Source organism: Leptolinea tardivitalis (genome assembly GCF_001050275.1).
GTDB classification, from domain to species: Bacteria; Chloroflexota; Anaerolineae; order Anaerolineales; family Anaerolineaceae; genus Leptolinea; species Leptolinea tardivitalis.
In genome coordinates this window covers 111,535-134,913 of record NZ_BBYA01000014.1, presented here as the reverse complement: position 1 = coordinate 134,913, position 23,379 = coordinate 111,535, and the positions used below count along the sequence as shown (strand labels likewise).

22 protein-coding genes are annotated in these 23,379 nt (G+C 41.6%); 8 read left to right on the top strand and 14 right to left on the bottom strand.

Features of this window, described 5'->3' with window-relative positions; translation table 11 throughout:
- Positions 1 to 5: 5 nt before the first annotated feature.
- Genes LTAR_RS16010 through ssnA form a run of 14 tightly spaced genes read right to left on the bottom strand, consistent with a single transcriptional unit; the run spans position 6 to position 16,047 of the window.
- Entirely contained in the window at positions 6 to 2,228 is a 2,223-nt protein-coding gene (locus LTAR_RS16010; protein ID WP_062423316.1) for a xanthine dehydrogenase family protein molybdopterin-binding subunit, read from the bottom strand.
- Between the two features lie 27 nt (positions 2,229 to 2,255).
- Entirely contained in the window at positions 2,256 to 2,621 is a 366-nt protein-coding gene (locus tag LTAR_RS16005; protein WP_062423315.1) for a hypothetical protein, read from the bottom strand.
- The gene (locus LTAR_RS16950; protein WP_081420031.1) at positions 2,618 to 4,036 is read right to left on the bottom strand and encodes an FAD binding domain-containing protein; all 1,419 of its coding nucleotides are present in this window, start codon (positions 4,034 to 4,036) and stop codon (positions 2,618 to 2,620) included. Before LTAR_RS16950 ends, LTAR_RS16005 begins: the two co-directional genes overlap by 4 nt.
- A gap of 11 nt (positions 4,037 to 4,047) precedes the next feature.
- Positions 4,048 to 4,842, bottom strand: coding sequence for an XdhC family protein (locus LTAR_RS15995; protein ID WP_062423314.1), 795 nt, complete (start codon positions 4,840 to 4,842; stop codon positions 4,048 to 4,050).
- The gene (locus tag LTAR_RS15990) at positions 4,839 to 6,185 is read right to left on the bottom strand and encodes a DHH family phosphoesterase (RefSeq protein WP_062423313.1); all 1,347 of its coding nucleotides are present in this window, start codon (positions 6,183 to 6,185) and stop codon (positions 4,839 to 4,841) included. The genes LTAR_RS15995 and LTAR_RS15990 overlap by 4 nt, the downstream gene beginning before the upstream one ends.
- Before the next feature lie 4 nt (positions 6,186 to 6,189).
- Positions 6,190 to 9,195 carry a molybdopterin-dependent oxidoreductase gene (locus tag LTAR_RS15985; RefSeq protein WP_062423312.1) on the bottom strand — a complete coding sequence of 1,002 codons (3,006 nt, stop codon included), beginning with the start codon at positions 9,193 to 9,195 and terminating at the stop codon, positions 6,190 to 6,192.
- Positions 9,192 to 9,968: an FAD binding domain-containing protein gene (locus LTAR_RS15980; protein ID WP_062423311.1), complete on the bottom strand. Its 777-nt coding sequence runs from the start codon at positions 9,966 to 9,968 to the stop codon at positions 9,192 to 9,194. Before LTAR_RS15980 ends, LTAR_RS15985 begins: the two co-directional genes overlap by 4 nt.
- 46 nt (positions 9,969 to 10,014) lie before the next feature.
- Entirely contained in the window at positions 10,015 to 11,013 is a 999-nt protein-coding gene (locus tag LTAR_RS15975; protein WP_062423310.1) for an LLM class flavin-dependent oxidoreductase, read from the bottom strand.
- A gap of 38 nt (positions 11,014 to 11,051) precedes the next feature.
- Complete coding sequence (cofC, locus tag LTAR_RS15970; protein ID WP_062423309.1) at positions 11,052 to 11,666, bottom strand: 2-phospho-L-lactate guanylyltransferase; 615 nt, start codon at positions 11,664 to 11,666, stop codon at positions 11,052 to 11,054.
- A gap of 7 nt (positions 11,667 to 11,673) precedes the next feature.
- Positions 11,674 to 12,627 (bottom strand): 2-phospho-L-lactate transferase, encoded by a 954-nt coding sequence (gene cofD / locus LTAR_RS15965; protein WP_062423308.1) that lies wholly within the window; start codon positions 12,625 to 12,627, stop codon positions 11,674 to 11,676.
- Between the two features lie 46 nt (positions 12,628 to 12,673).
- Entirely contained in the window at positions 12,674 to 13,225 is a 552-nt protein-coding gene (locus LTAR_RS15960) for a 2'-5' RNA ligase family protein (RefSeq protein ID WP_062423307.1), read from the bottom strand.
- Between the two features lie 2 nt (positions 13,226 to 13,227).
- Positions 13,228 to 13,995: a coenzyme F420-0:L-glutamate ligase gene (cofE, locus tag LTAR_RS15955; RefSeq protein WP_062423306.1), complete on the bottom strand. Its 768-nt coding sequence runs from the start codon at positions 13,993 to 13,995 to the stop codon at positions 13,228 to 13,230.
- Between the two features lie 6 nt (positions 13,996 to 14,001).
- Entirely contained in the window at positions 14,002 to 14,679 is a 678-nt protein-coding gene (gene npdG, locus LTAR_RS15950; RefSeq protein WP_236686628.1) for an NADPH-dependent F420 reductase, read from the bottom strand.
- Positions 14,680 to 14,694: 15 nt separating this feature from the next.
- A complete protein-coding gene (ssnA, locus tag LTAR_RS15945; protein WP_062423363.1) occupies positions 14,695 to 16,047 on the bottom strand; it encodes a putative aminohydrolase SsnA in 1,353 nt (450 codons plus the stop codon).
- 156 nt (positions 16,048 to 16,203) lie between these two features.
- On the opposite strand from ssnA, the gene LTAR_RS15940 reads away from it, so the two are divergent.
- Genes LTAR_RS15940 through LTAR_RS15905 form a run of 8 tightly spaced genes read left to right on the top strand, consistent with a single transcriptional unit; the run spans position 16,204 to position 23,378 of the window.
- Complete coding sequence (locus LTAR_RS15940) at positions 16,204 to 17,580, top strand: dipeptidase (protein ID WP_062423305.1); 1,377 nt, start codon at positions 16,204 to 16,206, stop codon at positions 17,578 to 17,580.
- A 4-nt stretch (positions 17,581 to 17,584) separates the two neighbouring features.
- On the top strand, positions 17,585 to 18,496 hold the full coding sequence (locus tag LTAR_RS15935; RefSeq protein WP_062423304.1) for a DUF1385 domain-containing protein: 912 nt from the start codon (positions 17,585 to 17,587) through the stop codon (positions 18,494 to 18,496).
- Positions 18,483 to 19,055 carry a helix-hairpin-helix domain-containing protein gene (locus LTAR_RS15930; protein WP_062423303.1) on the top strand — a complete coding sequence of 191 codons (573 nt, stop codon included), beginning with the start codon at positions 18,483 to 18,485 and terminating at the stop codon, positions 19,053 to 19,055. Before LTAR_RS15935 ends, LTAR_RS15930 begins: the two co-directional genes overlap by 14 nt.
- Positions 19,056 to 19,089: 34 nt before the next feature.
- Complete coding sequence (locus LTAR_RS15925) at positions 19,090 to 19,536, top strand: GatB/YqeY domain-containing protein (protein WP_062423302.1); 447 nt, start codon at positions 19,090 to 19,092, stop codon at positions 19,534 to 19,536.
- An 8-nt stretch (positions 19,537 to 19,544) separates the two neighbouring features.
- On the top strand, positions 19,545 to 21,701 hold the full coding sequence (locus LTAR_RS15920; RefSeq protein WP_062423301.1) for an HD family phosphohydrolase: 2,157 nt from the start codon (positions 19,545 to 19,547) through the stop codon (positions 21,699 to 21,701).
- Positions 21,698 to 22,153 carry an rRNA maturation RNase YbeY gene (gene ybeY / locus LTAR_RS15915; protein WP_062423300.1) on the top strand — a complete coding sequence of 152 codons (456 nt, stop codon included), beginning with the start codon at positions 21,698 to 21,700 and terminating at the stop codon, positions 22,151 to 22,153. The genes LTAR_RS15920 and ybeY overlap by 4 nt, the downstream gene beginning before the upstream one ends.
- Positions 22,154 to 22,528 (top strand): diacylglycerol kinase family protein, encoded by a 375-nt coding sequence (locus tag LTAR_RS15910; RefSeq protein WP_201776014.1) that lies wholly within the window; start codon positions 22,154 to 22,156, stop codon positions 22,526 to 22,528.
- A 13-nt stretch (positions 22,529 to 22,541) separates the two neighbouring features.
- On the top strand, positions 22,542 to 23,378 hold the full coding sequence (locus LTAR_RS15905) for a TIM barrel protein (RefSeq protein WP_062423299.1): 837 nt from the start codon (positions 22,542 to 22,544) through the stop codon (positions 23,376 to 23,378).
- The last annotated feature ends 1 nt before the right edge of the window (position 23,379 follow it).

Sequence of the window (23,379 nt, the reverse complement as noted above, 5' to 3'; positions counted from 1 at the left end):
CCTACTTATATTTTTCCCAGTCCTTTTAAAACCTCTTCAGGTGTCAGGGGAAATCTGTTGAACCATATTCCAGTGGCATCATGAACTGCGGCAATAATTGCACCTGCCAACGGAAGGAAGGGCATTTCTCCCATGCCCCTGGCACCATAAGGACCTATAGGATCAGGATATTCCAATATGACAGATTGAATTTGGTCCGGTACATCAAGAATTGTAGGGATAAGATATGTGGAAAGTGTTCGTGTTTCTACATATCCATTTTTTTGAATAAATTTCTCAAGGAGTGTATATCCTGCCGCCTGAACCACAGCTCCTTCTACCTGCCCGGCAACCAATTGCGGATTTATGGCTTTACCAACATCATCTCCACATATTACATTTAGAATTTTTATCTGTCCTGTTTCCGTATTCACTTCTACATCAGCTACTTCTGCCACATAACCATAAGAGAAATTTGGTTCGCATTTGCCAGTTTCAGGGTCATACGGAGTTGTCTTTGGTGGATAGTATGTATATGTAGATATAGCTGGTCGTTCTTCATTTTCCCATTTTGAAAGAGCCATTTGGGCAGCACCGCGAATTGAATTTCCTGCCATAAACGTCATTCGAGAGGCAGAAACGCTGCCAGAATTTTCTGTCGAGGCAGTATCTGAGGTAGTCAATTGAACCTTTTCTATAGGAATATTTAAAGCATCAGCAGCCATTTGCTTAAAAACAGTATGAGAACCCTGTCCTACTTCTGCTCCAGCATGTCGAACAATTACTTTCTCTATTTTTTCTTTCCCATGCAATTCAATTATTGCTGTACAACTTTCAGGTGCACCAAATGAGAATCCCACATTCTTAAATGCGCATGCAAACCCTCTTCCTCGATGTAGATATTTATCGGAAGTATTTGTCAGTTTTTTCTTAGGGTCTTGCATCCAACTATTATTTTCATTTTTCCACCCTCCAGATAACGCAGTTTTTTCTACTACCTTTTCTATACTCACACCTGGAGGAATTGGAGTGCCAACTGAAAGCAATGACTTTTCTCTTAAAAGATTCTTCTTTCGAATTTCAACAGGATCTATATGGAGTGCCTCTGCCAGTTTATTCATCTGGCATTCGGCTTCAAAAGCTCCCTGTGGGCCTCCAAATCCTCTGAAAGCACCATTAGGAATGTTATTTGTGTAGATGGCATAGGAATCTACTTTTATGTTGGGAATTTCATAAGGGCCTGTGCACATCAATGTTGCATTCCCCATCACTTTAGTGGATGTATATATATACGCTCCACCATCAGTTTTTATGTCCACCTCAGCCGCAATTACTTTTCCTTCTTTTGTAGCTCCCCACTTTGCATGAAAAAAATAAGGATGTCTTTTGTGATGCCCGATTATTGACTCTTCTCGTGACCAAACAATCTTTACTGGACGATTTATACCCTTCCGATTCAGGTACAAGGCTGCCAATCCAAGGACAATTTGAACAGACATATCTTCCCGGCCGCCAAAAGCTCCGCCAATAGCCGGGTAAATTATTCGTACTTTTTCTTCCGGTAGATCCAACGCATGAGCAACCTGTTCACGGTCTTCATGTGTCCATTGACCACCAACTACAACTGTGACCCGTCCTTCTTCATCTATATAACCAATTCCTGCTTCCGGTTGAAGATAGGCATGTTCCTGTGCAGGTGTCTCATAATCGCTTTCGATAATTACATCCGCTTTTTTAAATGCTTCATCAACATCGCCTTTACGTATACGATAATGACGAAAGATATTGTCATTTTTTTCGGGATGGATTTTTATGGCATCTTCTTTAAGTGCCTCATAAATTGTCGAAATAGTCGGCAAATCTTCAAATTCAACTTTTATCAATTTAAGAGCTTCAGACGCAATTTCTTCCGATTCGGCAATGACAAGTGCAATATTGTCTCCGTAAAAACAAACATGATCAGCATTTGCCTTTGTCGAACCAGGACCACAAAGAACCGGTTGATCTTTTACATTTAATCCATATTCATTAACAGGTACATCTTTGGCTGTCAATACAGCCAGAACTCCAGGGTATGCTTCTGCTTCTCTAGTGTCAATTTTATGAATGATCGCATGAGGTCTTCCAGCAAAAAGTATTTTCAGATAAGCCTGGTTATCCATTTCAAAATCGCCTGGAAATAAAGCCTTCCCAGTAACTTTTGCCAGAGCATCAACACGTGGAATTGATTTTCCAACATAATTTGGCATCAGAAAACTCCATTCCTGAAGTATCAATTATCTAGACTTCTTTTTTCCTCGGAATGCCTGGGGAGGAACATCGTATACACTGTATCGAGGAGGTGCCAAGAGACTGGTAATTAGCGCTGTGATAAATAAGAAGATGGCATAGAAGATGAACATCAACATTACAGTCAGGATAATCTTCACATAGAGATACGGTTCGACGTATCGGGAAATCAAGTCAGACGGAATGCTAAACCATCCACGCTTTGAGTTTTCATCAATGATAATCAAGGCACCAATATACGAGATTACAGGGATAATAATTCCTAATGCGAAACCAATTCCTCGCCATATAGGATGAATTTCCCTTTTTACTGGCTTTTGTCTCTGTGAATTATATGGTTCATATTTGCTCATATAGCCTGCATTTTCTCGGCTGCTTTTTCAACAGCACGGATGATTTTATAGTAGCCGGTACACCTGCATAAATTTCCGGTAAGCGCATGTTTAATTTCAATTTCAGATGGATTCTTGTTCTCTTCCAAAAATTTTACAGAAGACATGATAAATCCCGGGGTGCAATATCCGCATTGCACAGCTCCCTCTTCAATGAATGCCTGTTGCACAGGATGGAGTTCGTCTTCTTTAGACATACCTTCAATGGTAACAATTTCAGCACCATCAGCACGGGGTGCTGGAACCATACATGCCATCACGGCTGCGCCATCCAAATGAATTGTGCATGCGCCACATTCTCCTTCAGCACATCCTTCTTTTGTTCCAATTAATCCAGCTTCCTCGCGCAATAACCGAAGAAGTGTCTTATGTTGACCATTTTGAAGTATGTATTTTTTCCCATTAATAGTAGTGGTAATTGGAGTTTCGGCAGTAATTTCTGTTGTAATTTCTTTCCTTGTGTGGCTTGAAGCCTTTGTATTTAAGACAGGAGGTTTTTCTAACAAGCCAGTTTTTTTTTCTTTGAGCTTGATTCTCTCAAGTGCCTGTTTTACAAGAACAGTCACTATATAAGAACGATAAGATGCGGAACCACGAACATCTCCAATTGGATGAGCTGCCTCACCTGCCAATCTGGCTGTCTCTTCGATGACATCATCTGTCAAATGTTTCCCTGATATGAATGCTTCTGCTTTTTCCGCATGGATTATTACAGTAGCAACAGCACCCAAAGTAATCCGAGCGGATTTTACAATATCATTATCAAACTCAAGAATACATGTTGAATTCACGACAGAAATGGCCTGCGCTTTTCGAAGGGCATTCTTAATGTAGCAACCTCTTTCATTTTCCTTTAAAGCCGGGAAAATTATTTCGGTAACCATCTCATCAGATTGAAGCACATTCTTCCGTACTCCAGTATAAAAATCAGCCATTTCAACTGTTCGTGAACTGTTTTTATTTTTCAGAACGATTCTTGCATTCAATGCCATTAATGGAGAAATCGTATCATTCGCAGGAGATGCAGTTACGATATTCCCCACAACTGTACCCCGGTTACGAATTTGGGGCGAACCTACCTGCCAGCAGGCTAATACAAGCGGTAAAGCTTTTTCTATCAAGAGTTTAGATTGAACACAATCATTGTGAGTTACAAGCGGGCCAATATGAATTTGTTTCTGACTGTCTTCATAAATTCGATCCAGACCAGGGATCCTCGAGATATCAATTAATGTTTCGATGCCTTTTCTTACGCCTTTTTCCATTTCCAGAATCAAATCTGTGGCACCTGCAATAATCCGGGCTCGATTTCCTTCATCAGACAGGATATCCGTTACCTGTTCAATTGAACCAGCATTAATATATTTTTTCCACATGATGGCTCCTATCAGGCTTTCATTGATATTCCGGTACCATTATTTCGCACCATTATGACTTCAGCCATAATGGAAACTGCAATTTCTTCAGGTGTTTCAGCATTTAATTCCAAACCAAGAGGAGAATGTACTCTATCCAGGTCTTCAACGGAAACACCCTGTTCCAACAATCCTTTTCTGGTTGTTTCCCAACGTCGGCGGGAACCAATCACCCCAATAAAGGCAGCCGGTGTTTTCAATAATGATCCCAAACCAGCAATATCTGTCTCTGATCCTCGTGTAGTTAATAACAGGTATGTTGATGAAGTAATATCAGTTACATCAGGTAATTCTTTCATCGGAACGGCGAAAAATTCATCGGCATAAGGATTAGCTTCATGATTGCAAAACTCGACCCTATCATCAGAAACAGCCACCTTGAAACCCAGATATTTCGCCAGTTGAGCCAGCGCTTTTCCCACATGGCCACCCCCAATGATAATCACTCTTGGAGAAGGTTTAACAGGTTCAACGAGGATCTCCACTGTACCTCCACATGTTCCCGGATCTCCCCTTAGGGGATCTACCATGGAATATTTTAGGACTTTTGTTTTGTTGGTTTTCAGCGAAGTCATGGCTTCATTTATTACAAGGCCTTCAATTTCTCCTCCCCCGACAGTGCCCATCCGTTCCCCATTTTCAAAAATAAGCATTTTTGTTCCAGCATGTCTTGGTGCAGAACCCGTACTGGCAATTACAGTGCACAACACGACAGAATTACCTGCAGAAAGTGTTTCGCTTATTTTTTTATAAATGTCTTCGTTCATTGTTCCAACATTCCCAGAATCACAGGTAAAAGTTGTTTTTTCCGTGAAACGATACCTTCAGCAAGCCATGTTCCATCGGAAAGAGGTTTATAGGGAAGTCCTGCTAAAGGCGGCGGTGGATTTGCCATAAATAAGCGACTGGAACCTCCTACCACATCCGTTACCATTAGCATGGCGAAATTCAGTCCCTTGCTCTCCTGTAATTCTTCCAGAGCATTCTGTAATTCCTGAACATGATCGGTGACTTCAACCATATCACTGACTTCTGCTTGAGAAATGGCAAAATGATATGGTTCAACCTGATAAACCTTCAAATCTGTTTTTACAACCTCTCCAGCTGGTCGTGTTCTTAAACCTGAACCGGCTGCAATGACTTTTTTCCCATAGCTTTCCAGTGTTTCTTCCACGAAAGGAGATCCGCTATTAAATGCCCACCGCATTAATCTATCAGCAGCTGACTTATCCCTTTCGGTTGTAGTCGGAGATGTAAGTATGAGGGTGTCGGAAATTACTCCGGCCAACAGTAAAGCAGCTATAGCTGGCGGGGCGCTTAATCCTGCGTCCTCAATTCTTTCAGATACAAGCGTACTTGTGCTGCCAACAACATCAACCGTAAATCGAATCGGTAAATGAGTTTGAGAATTCCCTAATCGATGATGGTCTAAAATTTCAATAAGATCAGCTTCGTGAATTGAACCTAATGCCTGTTGCGGCTCATTATGATCAACCAGAATAATTTTCATACGGGGCGGGTTTATAAGATCTCGTTGCCGGCATACACCAACATATCTGTTGTGCTCATCTACCACCAGATAGTCATCGCCCTCTTCCCGTAGAATTCGGTTTAATAAATCACGGATTCTCCAGGAAACTTGAAAGCTAGGCACACTAATATCTGCAGCATCTTTTGCTGGGATATCAAGTAATTCTCCTATCTTCATATCCTGTTTAATTTTTTGAGGACCTACCAGTTTGACAAGATGTTGAAATAAACTTCGTCCTGTAATTAATCCATATGGAGTACCATCAGCATTAATTACAGGTGTAATTCCTCCCGTGCGGGAGGCGATCGCCCAGGCGTCTCGTAAGGGTTGTTCTGGTGTGGTTGTATCCAGGCGTCTGGTTACGGTATCAAATTTTGGAGAAGCATCTGGTATTAGTACAGGTGCATCAATACCCGCAAATTTTAGTATCCAATTTGTCTGGGGATTTATTGCACCCGCTCTTGCAGCAACAGCTTCGATTGAATCTCGTTCTCGTAACAACCAAGAATACCCAACGGCAGATGCGATAGAATCTGTATCGGGGTTGACGTGGCCGATAATATAAATTTTCTCTTCCATTAATTTACTTTCTTGATTTTTTCAGAGCAGAATACACTTTCTCAGGTGTAATGGGTAATGTATTAATTTCTGCATTGCAGGCATCCAATACAGCATTCCCAACAGCAGGTGCAACTCCATCTAATGGAATTTCAGCCACAGCTTTTACACCGAACGGATGAGAAGGCTCATATGTCTCAACAAATAAGGCTTCCATACCCGGCATTTCATTTGACCTGAAAATATGATAGTCAATAAGGTTCGTATCTATCGAACGGCCTTTTTCATCGTATCGCATCTCTTCCGAAACGGCATATCCCAGGGCCTGAGACATTCCGCCTTCAATTTGGCCGGTGGCAGCAACTGGATTGACAATAACACCTGAATCTACTGCCATTACCAGGTTGTCAACTATCACTTTTCCTGTTTGGGTATCAACTGTAACCTCGGCAAACTGGGCAGCAAAAGGAGGTGGTGAAGATGGAGAAACATAAGAGGCCACAGCCATGATTTGTTCCTGATCAGTATGGTGTAATGAATTGTAAGCAATTTCGCTTATGCTTACACAACGTCCATCAGGAGCAATTGCTTTTCGATCCGCCAGTTTGATCTGATCTTTCTCACAGGGCACGCCATCCTTTTCTGAAATCATTTTTGCTGCCCGTTCTTTCAATTTCTCGGCTACCTTTTCAGCAGCTCTGACGACAGCTCCACCGGAAATATAAGTTGTGCTGGATGCATAGGCACCAACATCAAATGGTGTCATATCAGTGTCGGAAGAGTAGCAAATTATATCCTCGGTGGGAACACCAACAACTTCTGCTGCCATTTGAGCAAGAACCGTATCAGAACCCGTTCCCAGGTCAGTTGCGCCAACCAGAAGGTTAAATGAGCCATCATCATTAAGCTTTATGCTGGCACCTCCCATATCGAGATAGGGAATCGCAGTACCCTGCATAACTGTTGCGATACCAATTCCACGGCGCAGATACGGTTTATCTTCAACAGTATGCCATTGGGGATTATTAAACTTTTGGTCCCATCCGATAACAGCTTTTCCCTGTCGGATGCATTCTTCCAAACCAACTGTGTGAATGATCTCTGGACGAGGTTCCCGGCCTTCACTCCATGATGTACTGAAGGGATGTAATTCGCCAGACCTCACAGCATTTTTTATTCGAAATTCGATTGGATCAATATTTAAAGCCCGTGCGATCTTTTCCATCTGTCGTTCTACCGGCCAGAAGCCTTGTGGTACACCATATCCTCTAAAAGCTCCGGCTGGTGGATGGTTGGTATATACAATATCTGCGTAAAAACGAATATTCGGATTCTTGCGGTAGATTCCATCACCCACATACAGGGCCATGGATTTTTGGCCTGTATTACCTGTTACTGTTAAGGCATGGCATCCGTATGCGCCCGTATCTGAGAGTGCATACATTTCATTTGCGGTGATAGTACCGTCTCGCTTGACACCTGTTTTCAGATGAATCTTCATTGGATGGCGTGACCGGGCTGCGATAAATTCTTCTTCTCGGGTATATTCCATCAAAACCGGACGTCCAGTAGCGATAGTCAAGTGAGCTGCCGCGTCTTCAATTAGTATTTCCTGTTTTCCACCAAAACCACCGCCAACTCTAGGTTTGATGATGCGAATACGCTTCATTGGCAGACCTAGAACAGGTGCAAGGATTCGCCGTGCATGGAAGGGAACTTGCGTTGATGTTCTGATGACAAGACGGTCATCTTCATCCCAGTAGCTTACAGCCACATGCGGTTCAATGTGAGCCTGTTGTACCTTTTGAACTTCGTAATCTTCTTCAAAGATCAAATCTGCTTCTGAAAATCCTTTATCAACATCACCAATATCGATCCGAATTTTTGCTGCAAGGTTTTTGGATGGATCCGAGTCGGCAAAATTCACATATTCCGGTTCTTCATGAATTCTTACAGTACCTTCCTTCATAGATTCCGAAGAATCCAATACAACAGGGAGTTCTTCATATTCAACATCAATTAACTTTAATGCTTGTTCGGCTATTTCGTTCGTTTCTGCCGCTACAAACGCTACCCGGTCGCCTACAAATCTCACCCGACTATCTAGCGAGAACATATCCAGTGGACCCGGAATTGGGTCAGATTGTCCGGCAGTGGAATAAACAACCCTGGGGATATCCTGCCAGGTTAATACGGCTGCCACACCTTTCAGAGCTTTCGCTTTGCTGGTATCGATCTTTCTGATCTTTGCATGTGCAACGTGACTATGCAGGATTTTGCCAACTAACATACCGCGTAACTCAATATCTGATGTGAATGCCGGTTTACCCTGTACCAATTTGACGGCATCCAATTTTGGTTCAGATTTACCTACTGCATGGTATTCTCTGGTTTTTGTTGTTATATGTACTTTTGGAGATACTTTGGTAGATACTCCAGCATGTCCATTTGTCTCTGCGGTAGATTTACCATGGTCAACATCCTTTGGGGATGTTGACCAATCATCGACCGAAATGGAACCTTCACCAATCTCAGGTACAGGTTCACCGCGGAGAACAGCTGCAGCACGCATAACTGCTTGAATAGGTTTTAAATAACCCGTGCATCGACAAAGCACACCTGACAAAGCTTCTCTAATTTCTTCTTCTGTAGGATTTATGTTTCGTTCAAGTAATGATTTAGCGGCAAGAACCTGTGCCGGAGTGCAATAGCCACATTGAATGGCACCAGTCTCAATGAATGCCTTTTGTATGGGGTGCAAACCTTCTGTCTTTTTCCAACCTTGCTCCGGATGCTTCCCAATACCTTCAATTGTTTCAATGAGATGTCCTACCGCCTGTGCAGCTAAAATTCGGCAAGAATTAACCGGGACACCATCCAAAAGAATGGCACAGGCGCCGCATTCACCATTTGAGCAACCACCGTATTTTGCTCCGAAGTAACCTTCACGTCTAAGCAATTGTAGTAATGTAATTCCAGGTTCATATTCAAAATCTTTTTGGATACCATTGATGGAAAAACGGCTGATCATAACAGTCCCTTTCCACCAAAGATTCCCTTTTGAGGAACCATACGGTCAATCAGTGTTCTAATCGCAGATTGTTGATACTCGGTAAATCCGGCTCGTTCCATAGATGCAGCATAGGTGTATCGATTAAAAATATCACTGATCATATTTTTCGATCCATCAGAACCTAGAACGGGTGCATATCCGCAACCGCCATAAACTACCCTGATTTCTCCGGTTTCCCACTTGGCCGCTATCACATAAACTATTGGGCGATCTTCAGGTGACCGCGCAACATCGTCATATTCAACCTCGACCGGTGTTGTAAACTCAATTTCTGTGATTAATTTTCCCGGACTCTTTTTTCTTTCTTTAGCCAGCCATTCGCCCAGATAAATGGTCTTACCGCCGGGTTCCCAATGAATTTTCACATCTAACGCCAACAGACATCCCAGCAATGGTGAAAGTCCATCCGCTTTCATTAATAGACCTCCAATAGTGGCCGTTCGACGAATATTAATCGTGGTTTCTCTTCGAGCAGCTTTTGAAAGTCCACCTGGAATTTCATTATTCTCTACTAAATCTTGTAATCGGGTCATCGAGCCTATCTTGCAAATGTTTTTTGCAGTAGTAATTTTGTCTAATCCCAGAGATTGCAGATCAACAACAGCTATTGGTTTTTCTGTATATTTACTTAGTTCAGTACCTCCCCCAAGAGGTACTGTCATCGGTGTTTCGCGATTAAGAAGCTTTTTTGCCTGTTCTAAATTTACAGGCCGATGATACTCAATAATCATAAAGCCTCGCTATCTAAAAAAGCTGTTTTTGAATTCCGTATTGTCCTTATTGTTGGGCAAATGTATCAATTAACAATTTGACATCACCACCAACAGGATACAAAATCGGGCAAGTGCAACCATACTTCCGATATTCTTCTACTTTTTTCCTGGCTTCATCTGGCGTTCCGGAAGCTGTGATGTCCAGGATTAATTGTTCAGGTACCAGGTGTTTTGCCCTATCGATCTGCTCTTTTGTCGCCGGCCATCCAAGTATCGATTGAATCTCTCTTACAATATCTTCAGATACTCCCGATGCCTTTGCAATATGCGGCTGTTGAGCCAGATATTGGGTCAACAAACCGCGAGTGGTATCAATAGCTTTGTCATGATCTAAATCAACAGAGCAAACAATCAATTGGGGTCGGTCAAGGTTTTCAAATGTTTTATTTACTTTTTTCAATCCGGACTGTAGGAGTGACATGGCTTTTTCATTGTATTTTGGGGCAACACAATAATTCAGCACTACGCCATCTGCAATTTCACCCGTCATTTCCATCATTTGATCGCCTGTTGCACCGATCATAATGGGCACATTGCGAGGTTCACGGCGTCCATGGACCACGTCTAATTCAATACCATCAACATGAATGAATTCTCCATGAAATGTCACTTTTTCCATGTTCAATAACCGTTTCATTACTGTAACGGTTTCCTTCATGGCCAATAATGGTTTTCTTCTATCAATACCAACATTTTTTGCCAACGGGTCCCACCAGGCACCAATGCCACAAATGATCCTATCCGGAGCCAGATCATCCAGAGTTAGAAATGTGGCTGCCAATAATCCGATATTACGTGTCCAATTATTGATAACACCAGATCCCACTTTTATTTTTTCTGTCACGGCTGCATAAGCAGCCATGGGAACGATCGCATCTCTTACCAACCGGCTTTCAGCCTGCCAAACAGCCTCGAATCCCCGTTTTTCGGCATACCGAACATAATCAAGACCATCCCTAAGATTGTGGGCATCCTGCAAGTAAAGCGCAACTCGATCAGCCATAATTCCTCCAGGGTTTTATAGTTGTCATACAACTATAATTATAGATTAACTTGCTTTTGTTCGTACTGCTGTAATATCTCCAAATCTTCCGGATAATCCAGATCAAGCCCTAATGTTTCACTGGATACTATCTTCAATGGCAGATGATATTTCTCTGCCTGGTTGCAATGTTTAAAAAATGAATTGTCGCCGAATTGATATGAAATTAATCCGGTAGGCCGAATTAGCAATGCATTTGTACCTTCATTTCGTCGGTCTGGAGCAATGACAACAACCGGTGGTTCTAAAGACAGGTCGATTATTCTTGTGACATCCTCTTTAGATAAAAGAGGCAAATCCGAGGGAAGAATCAATACACCTTGAGCAGAATACATTTGCGCTACCATCGTAGCACGATGAAGAGCCATATTTAAACCTGGATTGCCATCTTCCATAACAGTTCTTGCTCCTTGCTCGCGTGCAAGAGCCAATACTGCTGTATCACTGCTTACAACAAGTATTTGTTCAATTCCATTTACCTGTTTAACCACTTGAAGAGTGTGACCCAGCAATGAAAGATTTAATATCTCTCTTTCATCTTCTGATAATACGCCCGCAAGGCGCGTTTTTCCGCGCCGAAACGGCTTTACCGGAATAATCGCCCATAAACTCATACCAATTTCAACCTTTTGGGTGTAATTTCAAACCAAATTCAATCGTTTCTTTTGCTAATCTGGTGCGATCTTCCTTTGTTCGCATGATCGTCCCAGTAACCAATGGAATTATACCTGCAGCAGATATAGAATCGGCATCATCATGGTCTATGGCATCAATCACCAAACCGGATAGAAAATCCAGATAATGCTTGGCAACTTCAATTGTTCCAGGTAACAAGCCAAGTTCTAAGAACATTTTTGCGGCCGGTCCTTTTATGGTTTTTCCACCTATTATTGGTGAGACTGCCACTACTACCTTCTTCTGGATTTTTTCCCGTAAACCTGGTAATTTTAAAATTGGATCAATACTCACCCATGGATTCGATGGACATAAGACCACCAGATCAGCATTTTCAATCGCATTAATGACAGCTTCTGTAGGTACTGCGTGGGACATCCCTTTAAAAGTAAAACCTGTGACTACAGGTTCACAATTTTCTTTCACAAAATATTCCTGAAATCCAAGGTCTCTACCATCTTTTGTATGAACAATCGTTCGTACGGAAGAATCTGTCATCGGTAAAACTGAATTTAATACGCCGATTTTTCTACAGAGAATTTTCGTAGTTTCTGTAATAGATAATCCAGAGTCTAAAAGGTTCGTCCTGGCAAGATGGAACGCAATATCATGATCGCCCAGCTTGAACCAATCAGGTCCTTCTAATTTCTGAATTTCAGAAAATACCTCCCAGGTCTCATCTTTCCTCCCCCACCCGGTAACTGGATTTGCCAAACCTGCCAGGGTATAACAGACTGTATCAAGATCAGGACATATTTGCAGACCGCATAGTTTCAGATCATCGCCTGTATTAACTATTACTGAAAGACAATCTGGTTCAAGTATGCCAGATAAGCCATCAGCCAACTTTGCGCCACCAACACCGCCAGCCAATGCAACAACATGGATCTTTTTATCCATAAATAATTATTGCCTCATAAGAAAATAATATTTGGAAAACACTTGATCAAATCTGATCTGGTTCCTCAAGAAAATCGAATCGGTAAAGTATTCCTTTCTTTTTTCCATTCTGGAAAATAATGGAAAGGTTTGTCACATCAAAAGAAAACCTAACATCAGTGAAAATACTATTTTCAATAAATTGACAAAATACTTCTCTTCCGATGTTTTGATGAATGAGTGTTATATGAGGAATCCAAAAATCAGGTGAATAGAATCCATTTACATGATCTATATAAGGAACACATTTTTCCCATATTTCCCTCTGTATATCCGATACCAGTAAATTTCTTACGATTTGAAATGTGACTACAGGTTTGTCTCCTGGGAAAATTCCTATTCCGCCACTTTGAACTGAAAAAGGTTTGATCTTCTTAGTAATATCTTCCAACACTTCCTTTATTTGACCTTTATCGATACCCTGACATACAAGCCAGGAAAAATGAATAGGGTCATTTTCTGAAGAATACCTTTGTAAAATCCTCTGAGTATCCTCGTTTTGCACAAGAATATTGTTCCAAATTTTCGATTCAATTAAAGTGGCGACAGCATAAAACATGGCTACCTGAAGAGATCCTCCTTTTCATCCCGGATCAATTCTTTCATACTTCCCTCTCGCAATTGGTACGGAAAACCGCTGGCCAAAATCACCGGTTGACTTTCATCCGCCTGCCCCATAACCAATGAAGCCGCTGCAGCCAGTTCATCTGCTGCACCAACCTGAGTTATTTTCAATTTAAATCCAAACAGGTCTGGCTTTCCTCGTAAATCTACTACTGCTGGCAATCCTGAAAGGCCAATACTTGTTCCTACAGTTCCATTTCGCCATGCCCTGCCATGAGAATCGATAATTAAAACGCCAAATGGCATTTTGAATAAATTCTCCAGTTTAGCTCTTATATATTGAGCGGATTTATCTGCATCTTCAGGTAATAAAAGAACCCAATCTTCTGGATTTTCTTGAGAAGATTCAACATTGGAATGGTCAATTCCTGCGTTGGCACAAATAAAACCATTCTTATGCTCAACAATCAGGGCGCCGGGTTTTTGTCTGAGAACAGTTTTGCTTTCTCTTAATACAAGTTCCACAAATCTTGGGTCTTTCAATGTTTTATTTGCAATTTCAAATGCCCGCGCAGACGGAACAATCGTTTGGATATTTATTATTCGATTCTCCGATTTACTGACAATTTTCTGAGCAATAACCCAGATATCACCTGGTTTTGGTTCTAAATGGCTTTCAATCGTTTTCTTGTAGATGATTTCACCTAAATCATCACCAGGATATATTAAAGGAATGCCTGGTATTGGTGTTAGTGTTAATGCCATCTTTTCCTATTCTCTAGGAATGCCGGTAATTCTGATACCGGATGCCTGAACATTGAATTGTTTATTGATCCCAATCAATATGGATGTCATACCTTCAATACAAACCGAGTTTTCAATCGGTCCAGCATCCAATCCGAATAAACCCGTATCTTTTACAAGACGAATTACTTCTGTTCTTGTTTCTTTGTCTGTTCCGGTTACCAGAACATCACAATCAACATTATTTCCAGATAATAAATTTTCATAGGAAATATTTTGGAATGCCGCCGCAATTTTTACATTTTCCCCCAGAATGGAAAGTGCCTGTTGCGCCGCAGAACCTTCTGGCGGCATCTGAACTCGGGTGACTTTTGGTGGAACGATTGGAACGGTCACATCAATAAAAACCTTCCCTTGAACGTAATTTTTTATTGATTCAAGCATTTCTTTATGAAATGAAAACGGAACAGTGAGTACGATCACATCTGCATCTTTTGCCGCAGAAATATTATCAGTTCCACTTATCGAAATTTCTTCTCCAGTCAGCTTTATTATTTCGTCTGCTGCAATAGCCGCTTTTTCAGGTGATCTTGATCCAATAATTATCGTATGTCCGGCTAAAGCCCATCTAAAGGCAAGACCTTTCCCTTCTTTTCCAGTGCCGCCTAAAATAGCGATTTTTCTAGGGTTATTTGTTTTCATCATCAGCCTTCGCCAAAATCAAGATTTGAATTGTGCCGAATACCGTTGCCAGACTTCAGGTGCAAGCTGTCGAGCATCTGCTATGACCTTCTTCTCATCAAGACAGGTGATTTCTCGATTTTTCATGAGAATTTCCCCATCAACCATCGTCATAGTGATCATACTCTCATTTAAACCGAAAAGAATATGCCACGGTAAATTTCCTGCCAATAGAGGAGTAAATGGCTCATAATCCACGAGGATTATGTCTGCCTGGGCACCTGGTTTTAATATGCCTACTTCTATCCCTGGAAATTGATTGGCAACCAGTTTCCTGTTTTGATAAACAGCCATCTTGGAAACTAGCATTCCATTCATTCTTCTTGGATCTTTATGCCAAAGTTTATGTGCCAGGTAACAAGTTTTCCATTCATCCCACATTGTATTGGAAAAGCCGTCATTGCCGAGGCAAAGTTTGATCCCCATTCTATCCATGGATTCAATTGCAGACATTCCCACTGCATTGTTCATATTGCTGCGTGGCTGATGGGTTACCCAGCAATCATTTTCTTCAAGAATCTGCATTTCACGGGCATCGACATGTACAGCATGTGCAATGATTGTTTTAGGGCCCAAAATTCCGAATTTATGAAGGCGGTCTACAGTTCTCATTCCACATTTTTTAATGCTGTCATATTCATCCGCATCAGATTCAGCAACATGTATATGAAATCCATAATTCTCTGGTATTGCACTCCGACATTTTTCCAATGTATCATCTGAAAGGGTCAAACTGGCATGCAATCCGAATGCGGCAGAAATTCTTCCATTCAAAGGATGATTTTTCTTAACGAAATTTATAAATCGGACATTTTCCTTGATGCCTTCATATGCCTGGTCTTTTCCATTTCGATCGGTCACTTCATATGAGAGACTAACCCTCAAGCCAGATGCTTTTACCGCTTCATATATTTCATCAAGAGATCCGTCTATATACAATGGAGAAGCATGGTGATCGAACAAAGTCGTCGTTCCATGCCGAATGGCATCTATCAGACTAACATCAGCAGAGGCACGTACGCTTTTCTTATCCAGGGCTTTGTCCAACGGCCACCAGAGTTTTTCTAAAATTTCCACAAAACCTGATGGGGCATCACCAGGTATTCCCAATCCACGTGAGTATGCACTGTAGAAATGTGTGTGCGCACAAATATTACCTGGCAATACCAATTGACCTTGAGCATCCAATCTATCTTCATCTGGAAACATTTGTATCAGTGTCTTTTGCGGCTCAACATGCGTAATTTTCCCCCCCGCTATTCGAAGCGCCCACCCTTCCAAAATCCGGTTTTCATCTTCCCATGTTACTAGAACACCGTTTGTAAGTATCATAATGCTCTCCTCTACAACATTATGGAAGTAAAAAAATTGTAGCACAACCATCAAGTCCAGATGTAAGACATCTGTCATCATTGTTCATATTGTTCCTCCCTTAATGTAATTGTCTTATAATCCATAGATATCTCAACATAGCAAGGAATGACTATAATGACCACCCGAGCAAATGCCATCGAATATGCAAAGAAGAACAAAGTCAGGTTTGAAAAGAACCTTATTGATCTGGTAAAAATACCATCGGTATCTACAGATCCTGAATATAAAGATGCCATGCTTCAGACAGCAGAAAAGCTCGTCGAACATTTAAAAACTATAGGTTTTAAGGAAGCGGGCGTATATCCAACTGAAGGACATCCTGTAGTAGTTGGGCAATCCAGGCCAAGTAAGAATGGATTGCCTGTATTGTTGATTTATGGTCATTATGATGTCCAACCTCCTGATCCATTGGAATTATGGGAAACGAAACCTTTTGAACCAACCATGAAAGGTGATCGTCTTTTTGGCCGCGGCGCATCTGATATGAAGGGTCAGATTATTGCCAGTCTTTCTGCTATTGAATCTGTTTTAAACCAGGGTGAGATTCCCCTTAATATCAAGGTGATATTTGAAGGCGAAGAAGAAATTGGTTCTCCCAATCTTGCCAGGTTTATTAAGGACAACAAGGAATTACTTGCCTGCAATTACATCCTAAATCCAGATGCGGGGCTGGTCTCCGCCGAATTGCCGGCTATTACCTATGGACTGCGTGGTCTGGCTTATTTTGAACTGCGGGTATATGGACCCAATAAAGATCTTCATTCTGGCGGCTTTGGAGGAGCTATTCACAATCCTGCTCAGGCATTATGTGAAATCATAGCAAAAATGCATGATGAACAGGGAAAGATCACTTTACCCGGTTTCTACGATAAAGTGATTACACTGACATCCAATGAAAGAGCAGAAATTGCCCGCCTTCCAATTAATGATCAATATTATCAAGAAGCAGCAGGTGTACCTGAACTCTGGGGAGAAGAAGGTTATACTGCAGTTGAACGTATTGGAATTCGGCCAACATTGGAGGTCAATGGATTATTAAGCGGTTTTACAGGTCCTGGTTCAAAAACTGTGTTACCAGCTTATGCCATGGCAAAAATTTCAACCCGGTTGGTACCTGATCAAGATCCTGAAGATGTATATGCGCAATTGATGGAATTCCTACGACAAAATATGCCCAAAACCGTTCGATGGGAAGTCACAAAAATGTCAGGCGGATTGCCTTCATTAACGAATCCCAATTTACCTGAAGCTATTGCTATGGCAAAAGCTTTGGAAACTGTTTGGGGTATTCCTCCAGTATTAAAACGTGAAGGTGGATCTGTACCTGTAACTGCTGATATGAAAGAAATTCTCGGTGTAGACTCGGTTTTGACTGGATTTGGTATGCCGGAAGATGCGATTCATTCACCTAATGAATCTCAACATATGCCAACCTTCCACAGAGGAATTGAATCTATTATCCATTTTCTCTATAACTTAACAGAAAAGTAAAAAGATGAGTGAAAAATTACCATCATATGGTGGGCAGGCATTAATTGAGGGTGTTCTTATGCGTGGCAGCAAAGGTTTAGCTGCTGCCATGCGAAAGCCCGATGGTCAAATTGTCATTGAAACCCAGCAACTAACGGGGATTTATACAAACCCGCTTTTTAAATTGCCGTTCATCCGCGGTATTATCTCTCTCTGGGATTCTCTGGGCATTGGAATGCATTTTTTAACCGTTTCAGCTAATATGCAAACTGGTGAGGATGAAAAACTCGAGGGTCCTGCGTTATATCTCACTCTTGCCCTTTCGCTTTCTCTTGGTGTAGGCCTGTTTTTTCTGTTACCGGCTGCAATCGGGCATTTGACGATTTATTTCCTGAATTTCAGCACATGGTGGAGCAATGTAGTTGAAGGAATTGTGAGATTGATACTTGCCATAGGCTACATATGGGCCATCGGCAAGATGCCAGATATTGCCCGGGTATTCTCCTATCATGGCGCAGAACATAAGACGATTAATGCTTTTGAAGATGGCGCTGAGTTGACCCCCGAAATTGTTAGCAGATACTCGGTTGAACATCCCCGATGCGGAACAGCGTTTCTTCTCACATTGATTGTTCTTTCAATTCTTGTTTTTTCGTTTCTTGGCCCTTTGGGAGGGATATGGCGGTATATAGCCCGATTGTTGCTAATTATTCCACTTGCGTCTCTTTCATATGAATTGATTCGATGGAGCAGCAATCATCGAAACAATTCATTGGTCAATCTGATTGTTAAACCCAATCTTGCGTTGCAACATCTCACTACCAATGAACCAACTTTAGATATGCTAGAAGTATCCATTGCTGCATTCAAATCCATGATTGAAGAAGAGCATAAGGTACAAGAAGTTCCACTTGAACTTGCCCATGAATCTTCCTGAGTTGAAACCGTGGCAGCATATCCTTCTTGGAGTTCTTCTTGGAGCAGCCGCCATTTCAGCTGCTCTGGTGATCACGCTGCCTGATAGGATGTCGCCTTTAAACATTCTTCCGACAACCACGATTGAACCTTTCCAGGTTTATGTTGTTGGTGCAGTATCCAAACCAGGCGTTTATATACTTCCTCAAGAAAGCCGAGTCCAATCGGCGATAGATGCAGCCGGTGGGCTTCTTGATGATGCCAATGCTGAAAAACTCAACCTTGCGGCTCCTATCTCTGATGGACAAAAGATTTATGTTCCACATATTAATGAAACGTCATCAAAGGAAGAATTGTCTAAATCAGGAACTTCTATTGATGAGGTCTCCGTTATTCCTATTAATTCTGCTACATTGAAAGATCTTGAAAACCTTCCCGGTATTGGCGAAGGTAAAGCAAAAGCCATACTCGCCTTTCGAGAACAAAAAGGAAGATTCCAATCTATTGACGAATTGCTTGAAGTATCAGGAATCTCCAAGAATTTATTAGATCAAATTCGACCTTTTTTGTATATTGATTAAATCTGCAAATTAGACCAAGGAGTATAATTTGGCTATGACTATTAAAGAAGCATTAGAAACTGAACTTAAGGAATCATTGAAAAGCGGAGATGATGTTCGAAAGACAACCGTACGCTTAGCATTGGCTGCCATCAAACAGATTGAAGTAGATAAACAGATCAAATTGGACGATGCAGGAATAATTACCGTTTTGCAAAAAGAGGTTAAGAATAGGCGTGAGACAATTCTTGACGCTCAAAAAGCCGGCCGTCCAGAAACGATTGCCCTTGTTGAGAAAGAGATATCCATTCTTGAAGGTTTTCTCCCTAAAGAAATGGATTCTGCGGAATTGAAAGCTATCATCAAGAAAGCCATTGATGAAACAGGGGCAAAATCACCGTCTGATATGGGAAAAGTAATGAAACTGGTCGTTCCTCAAGTTCAAGGTCGAGCCAGTGGAGAGACTATATCCAAATCGGTTCGGGAATTGTTAGCCCAATAATCTCGATTATGTCATTGCTCCCCTATCAGGGATTGAAACACTTTTTCAGCAACCGAGTCGTTTCTCGGATCATATTACTTTTGCTGGCTGCCGTTTTATCCTATGCAGCCCTGATTTTCCCGTTAGCATTAAGACCATCTTATCTACCTATAACTGTTGGCAATGTTGCCCCGCAAGACATTCAGGCACCTTCCTCATTAACATATATTAGTGAAATACAGACTGAAGCTGCGAGAAAAGATGCAGAAAGAAGTATAGCTCCCATATATCTACCGGCTGATCCTGCCATAGCGCGGCAAAAGATGGATGACCTCAGAAAGACTATGGGGTACATTACATCTATTCGGATGGATCAATATGCCACTAGAGAACAGAAAAGTGCCGATCTCCAGGCATTGAAAAATGTTAAATTTGAGGCAAATGAAACTTCGAGTATTCTGGATCTATCAGATGAACGTTGGGATTCAATACAACAGGAAGCGCTTCGTGTTCTAGAAGAAGTGATGCGGACAACAATTCGCACGGATCAGATCTATGAAGCTCGTCAATCCGTTCCGAGCCGCATTTCATTGGCTTTTTCTCCTGCCTCCAATACCATTATTTCACGCCTTGTAGAACCGCATATCGAAGCAAATTCACAATTTAGTGAAGATCGAACACGGGCATCCGTAGAACAGGCTAGAAATGCTGTCCAACCTGTGTCTCGGTCATTGCTTTCCGGTGAAATTATTGTCCGCCGTGGACAAATTGTCACCCCCCTGATTTTTGAAACACTTGAGAAATTTGATCTTGTAAAACCGAAATCTGGTTATACGAATTATCTGGCACCAGCAGCACTAATTGCAATTATTGCTGCATTCATAGTTTTCTATTTCATCCGAAGACCCATTTCTCCTATCAATAATTGGCAGGGTTTGTTGCTGGTCGCGGGATTGTTCATCATTTTCCTCGTTCTGGCGAGATTTATTGTTCCCAATCGGACAGTATTTCCCTATCTGTTCCCAATGGCTGCCTTTGGATTGACTATTTCATGCCTGTTTAATTTTGAAGTTGGCCTGATTTTATCTTTAGCACTTTCCATAGTGGCTTCTTTTGGGCTTTCTTCCACTTTTGATATAACTCTTTATTATGCTTTAACTTCAATTATTGGAATCCTCATTCTTGGAAAAGGAATGAGGATTTCTAATTTTCTCTATGCGGCAGCAGGCATCGGCATGACAGGTTGCGCCATAATTATTGCCTATCGCCTTTCACCCGGCAGTCTCGACTTGATTGGGCTGGCAACCTTATTAGGTAGCGCGTTTATCAACGGGCTGGCTTCGGCAAGTCTTGCCTTGCTTTTTCAATACTTCTTTTCTCAACTTCTTGGTACAACGACTGCCCTTCAATTATTGGATTTATCAAGGCCAGATCATCCGGTTATGCAATTCATGTTAAGAAACGCTCCGGGAAGTTATCAACATAGTCTACAAGTTGCCAACCTGGCAGAACAGGCTGCTGAAGCAATCGGAGCTGACGTTCTACTAACTAGAGTCGGCGCACTTTATCATGATATTGGTAAAGCTGCCAACCCTCAATTTTTTATTGAAAACCAGGTTACAGGGAAATCCAATCCACATGATGATCTGACACCCGAGGTTTCATCTGCCACAATTATTCGTCATGTTAGTGACGGGATCCAGATTGCCCGAAAGAATCACCTACCACCCAGAATTATTGATTTCATTAAAGAACATCACGGTACATTGTTGACTCGTTATCAATATGCCCGAGCCATTCAGGAATCCGCTGGACAGATTGAGCAAGTGAATATTGAACAATTTCGATACCCTGGTCCCAGACCTTGTTCCAGGGAGACAGCATTGCTAATGCTGGCGGATGGTTGTGAGGCGCGTGCAAGAGCTGAATTGCCCCGATCAGAGGTGGAATTACGGTCTCTTGTTAAGAAAGTTTTTGATTATCTTCAACAGGAAGGACAACTTGATCAGACATCATTGACACTTCGGGACCTAAATGTGGCTTCTGATTCTTTTGTTTCAACTTTACGTAATAGCTACCATCCGCGCATTATATATCCAGAAATAAAACCACCTAGCAGTCCCACAGAGCCAATTATATTTTTGACACCTCAAGAGAAATTTGATCTGGATAACAAATCAAAATGATTCACATATCTCGAAAAGTAATCTTGCCAAATGAAATGACCTTGTCATGTATTCGTCATATTGCTAAAAGTTCTTTGTCTACAACCCAAACGGATGGTGACGTTAGTATTATTTTTACCAACAATACAGAAATTCATAATTTAAACCGTGATTTTCGGGACGTTGATGCTCCTACAGACGTTCTTTCCTTTCCTTCTGATGAGGTGGATCCAGATTCTGGTGTCCGATATCTGGGAGATATTGTTATATCTGTAGAAAAAGCTGCTACTCAAGCAAAAATCGCTGGGAAACCATTATTTGATGAAATTTCAATGTTAATAGTTCATGGTTGCCTTCATCTGGCAGGTTTTGATCACTCCTCAGATGAACAAAGAGATGAGATGAAAAAATTACAGGAATCAATTCTTGCAAATCTAGGAATCAAGAATTATTCATGGCCTGAGGAAATTTAAATGATGGATTTTTTTATCAGTAGAATTCACTCATTTGGACACGCGTTTTGCGGCCTTGGGTATGTTTTGCGAACACAGAAAAATGCATACATCCACTCGTTGGCCACAATACTTGTCATTTGTATTGCTCTTTGGCTCCGAATTCCTGCCAGTGATTTTGCCATTTTGATCCTTACCATAGGTACCGTCTGGACGGCAGAATTTATCAATACATCACTGGAAGCTGTAGTTGACCTGGCGAGTCCTGAAAAACATCCACTTGCTAAAGTTGGAAAGGATGTGGGGGCTGCTGCCGTCTTAATTGCCGCCATGTCATCGGTGATTATTGGATTAATAATTCTTGGGCCTGCTTTATTACGAAAACTTGGTTACTAATGGAGTTGTTTTAATGACATCACCTTTCCGTTTTGGCACAGTAGGATCCCCCATATCAACTCCCAAAAAACCTGGTGGCAGCGTGGGAGCTATCCAGCAACTTCGATCGCTCGGACTTGATGCTCTGGAACTTGGTTGGGTTCAGAGTGTACGGGTTTCTGAAGAAACCTGTCAGGCGATAAAAAAAGAATCTACTAATCTTGATGTTGCTATCAGCGTTCACGCTCCGTATTTCATCAATCTAAATGCGAATGATGAAGAGTGGCCGAAATCACGGAAAAGATTGATGGATGCGTCATGTTATGGAAACCTTGCAGGTGCAACGGATATTATTTTCCATCCTGGTTCATATTTTGAGCAACCGGCAAGCGAGGTTTTGGCTAAAGCTATACCACGATTGGAAGAGTGTGTGCGAGAACTTCGCGATGCCGGAAATCAAGTTACGTTGCGCCCCGAAACGATGGGCAAAAGTGCCATGTTAGGCTCATTAGAAGATACACTGGAAATGAGTAAAAATATTCCAGGAGTACTTCCCTGTATTGATTTTGCCCATCTCCATGCACGGTCAGCAGGTAAATTGAATACTAGCGAAGAGTGGCTTTCACTTATCGATCTGATAGATAAAACATTGGGTGCCGATGTTTTGAAAAAAATGCATATCCATCTTTCCGGAATCGAATATTCCGAAAAAGGTGAAAGGAATCATTTGCCTATTAAAGAATCAGATTTCAATTTAATTGAGTTGCTAAAGGTATTAAAAACAACAGGATGCTCAGGCAGAATCATGTGCGAAAGTCCCATCATGGAAGATGATGCTTTATATATTCAAGAGATGATGATGCAAGTCTGAG